The following is a 3073-nucleotide window of genomic DNA, read 5'->3' as shown; positions in this document are numbered from 1 at the left end:
GTTGTCGGTATCCCATGCTCTGCTTCACTTTGGTAGGTAAGGCAGAGAGGGTACCGGCGCTGGCCCTCCTGCCTCTACCTTGTGATCCAAAGTGCTGCGCTTATTCTATGAATCCAGGACTCTAGCGACACCTTACGTGTGAGTAACCAGGTGGTGAGAGTGGCGCTTAGGACAATCAGAATAGACACACCAAAGGCAGGTGCATCGGGGTCATTTTCTACCAGCAATACGACCCAGGGAATCGCCATAAACATGGCAAGCACTAACCATAGTACCGCCATGATTTTAAATATTTGCGCCCAGTTACGGTAAGCGTCTCGGTAGTAAAGCTTGCTGGGAAAAATGGTCATATTTCCGCTCTTAATTTGCCCTAATGTTCAGCGTGGTATCTCATCATGGCAACCACCAAAAGTCTGTAAAATTCTCCTAAAAAATCACTCTGATACCGAATAAAAGGCCTACAAACTTCTGGAAGCCGAGGTTTATTCTGAATCAATCTCCTAAACATACTGAAAGAGGTAGATAAAGCTTGGAGAATTTCAGCCAACCGGAAATTCGGTAGTTGCATAGTTGATACGGGACTTGTGACGCACTGTCAGTGTATAACCTAGTGTGAGGGGACCAAGACGACCAATGAGCATGACGGCCATAATAATCAGCTGGCCTGGGGTGCCAAGCTCAGACGTGGTACCACGCGATAAGCCGACGGTTCCAAAGGCAGAAACTGCTTCGAAAGCAATATCTAAGAAGTCATCTTCTACAAAAATTGTGAGCATGAAAACGGCTACAAAAATGGTTGCCATGCCGATGGTTGTCGTAGCGAGGGCTTTGAGGAGCGTTTCTCTGCTTAATGAGCGGCCAAAAAAATTCACGTTCAAATTGCCTTGCAGAAAAGATTTTGTAGCCGTGATTAAAATGAAAAAAGTGGAAATTTTAATCCCACTAGCGGTGGAGTTCGGTGCTCCACCAATAAACATGAGCAGCAGCATTAACACGCTGGTAGCGGCTGTCAGGGCACCAATGTCGAGGGTGTTGAAACCCGCTGTTCTAGGCGTAACACCGTGGAACCATGCGGCCAGCAACTTGCTCCAAAACCCTTCTAGCATGCCCAGCGTATTGGGGTTGCTAAATTCCAAAAGCAGAATTGCCGCAGTAGCAAACAAGTTGAGAAATAAAGTGGTTGTTAAGATAATTTTTACATAGACCGAAAGCCGAGACCATGAGCGCTTTTCCAATACGTCCATGATGACGATATAACCAAGCCCGCCAGTAATAAAAAGGGCAGTCACTGACAGCGTAATACCGGGGTGAGAGACGTAATCGGATAAACTATCGGGAGATAGCGCAAAGCCCGCGTTGTTAAATGCGGAAATGGTATAAAAGAGCGCATTATATAGCCCCTCACCCCAGCCGAGCTCGGGAACAAAAAAGTAGCTTAGGACAATGATTCCGATGGCTTCGCTGGTAATGGCAAATAGCGCAATGGAACTTCCCGCTTTTCTGGCCGTTTGGAGGGACACTTCATTAAAAGCTTCTTGTGCCACCAGCTGTTGCTTGAGGCGTAACTTAAACCCAAGTGCTAGAGCGGTCAGGACCGCAAAAGTCATTAACCCTAATCCACCTAATTGAATCATGCATAGTATGATGAGCTGCCCGAAGACCGTGTACTGACTACCTGTATCGACAACCACCAGCCCTGTTACCGTCACGGCAGAGGTTGCAGTAAACGCAGCTTCCATCCAGGACACCGGGGCGACGGTGGCAAATGGTAGTTTTAGTAGGCATGTCCCAATAAAAATTAATATGATAAAAGACTCAAGCAACAGCCAGGGTGGCTTGATACTGCGTTTACGCTTGGGCCCTTTGATAATCGTTTTGTGGGGCGTCTGATCTTGTAAGCTTGCTTTCATAAGTTTTTAACAAGTTTTCTTAATTCTTCAAGCCAGCCGCCCAGTACTAAGCAATCACCAATGCGTACTTCCAGATTTAGGTCAGGGTGTGCATGCACTTCTTTATTTCTTTTTAAAACTAAAGCATTTACATCAAAATCCTTAATTATTTCCCCAATCGATTTGCCGATTAAATCGTCTGTCGTGTGAAACTCTACGACAACATAGTCTTTTCCCAAATTTAAGTAATCATGCACCATTGGGTAGTTCAATTCTTGAGAGATCCGCACGCCCATTTCATATTCAGGCGCAATAATGCGCGTTGCACCAAGCCGTTCGAGGACTCTGTGATGTTGATTAGTCAGCGCTTTAGTCCATACTTTTTGCACCCCTAATTCTTGGAGCTGAAGAGTAGCTAACATCGCAGCCTCAACGTTTCTTCCTATCGCTACCACTGCTGCGTCATAGCTGCCTGCGTTTAACTCTATCAGCGCGTTTTCATCTGTTACATCGGCAATGACTGCGTGGGTGATCTCATCTGCCAGACGATTGACACGCTGCTCATCAGCGTCGATGCCTAAAACTTCATGACCGAGTTGTGTCAGCTCGCGGGCAATGGTTGCCCCGAAGATACCCAGGCCAATGACGATAAATTGCTGTTTTTCAATCATAATAAATAAAGCTCCACAGCCTTGGATTACTCAAATTTATTGGTTGTACTGACTATTACACAGTTGAGAGATAATTATATTTTAGGTGGCGTAAAAAATGCGTAAAAATATTGCCTGCTTTGAACAGGCGTTTGCCCACGTGTGATTAACTCATCAATTAAGTCGCTATTTTAGGTGGGGTCGTTAAACCGTGATATTTTTTAAATCAACTTCTAGTTTAAATTTACATATTTTTATTTCAATTACTTGGCTGTGGGGGCTCGCGCTGTTTAATCACCAGTCACGCGATCCAATTATGTTTATATTTCCATATCTTATACCTGTCATGTTGATTGCTTGGGGCCATGGAACTAAATGGGGGTTCGTATTAGCGGCTTTAGCAACCTTATCAGCTACCTGAATCCGTGAAGCCGGCGCCGACACTTTCCCTATCACCGCCAGCGAGCACTTTTTGATCATTCGCCCCGTGCAAGTTGGCTTTCGCAAGCCCGTTATTGCCAAAACCCACCGTGC

3 protein-coding genes are annotated in these 3073 nt (G+C 45.5%); all 3 read right to left on the bottom strand.

Annotation, left to right across the window (positions count from 1 at the left end; translation table 11 throughout):
- Positions 1 to 74 precede the first annotated feature (74 nt).
- The 3 genes from HZS80_RS23135 to HZS80_RS23125 all read right to left on the bottom strand — a co-directional run bounded on the left by HZS80_RS23135 (position 75) and on the right by HZS80_RS23125 (position 2560).
- Positions 75 to 350, bottom strand: a complete 276-nt coding sequence (locus HZS80_RS23135) for a hypothetical protein (protein ID WP_179917449.1) — start codon at positions 348 to 350, stop codon at positions 75 to 77.
- Between the two features lie 189 nt (positions 351 to 539).
- A complete protein-coding gene (locus tag HZS80_RS23130) occupies positions 540 to 1910 on the bottom strand; it encodes a TrkH family potassium uptake protein (RefSeq protein WP_179917448.1) in 1371 nt (456 codons plus the stop codon).
- Positions 1907 to 2560, bottom strand: coding sequence for a potassium channel family protein (locus HZS80_RS23125; protein ID WP_179917447.1), 654 nt, complete (start codon positions 2558 to 2560; stop codon positions 1907 to 1909). The genes HZS80_RS23130 and HZS80_RS23125 overlap by 4 nt, the downstream gene beginning before the upstream one ends.
- Between the last annotated feature and the right edge of the window lie 513 nt (positions 2561 to 3073).

Source organism: Vreelandella glaciei (assembly GCF_013415125.1).
Classification (GTDB): Bacteria; Pseudomonadota; Gammaproteobacteria; order Pseudomonadales; family Halomonadaceae; genus Vreelandella; species Vreelandella glaciei.
Note: the sequence above shows the minus strand (reverse complement) of the source record. Positions and strands in the feature narration are given on the sequence as shown.

What these genes read in the sequence shown, in the direction of transcription:
- HZS80_RS23125 (WP_179917447.1), bottom strand. Translation starts at nt 2,560, where the DNA reads ATGATTGAAAAACAGCAATTTATCGTCATTGGCCTGGGTATCTTCGGG.
- HZS80_RS23130 (WP_179917448.1), bottom strand. Translation starts at nt 1,910, where the DNA reads ATGAAAGCAAGCTTACAAGATCAGACGCCCCACAAAACGATTATCAAA.
- HZS80_RS23135 (WP_179917449.1), bottom strand. Translation starts at nt 350, where the DNA reads ATGACCATTTTTCCCAGCAAGCTTTACTACCGAGACGCTTACCGTAAC.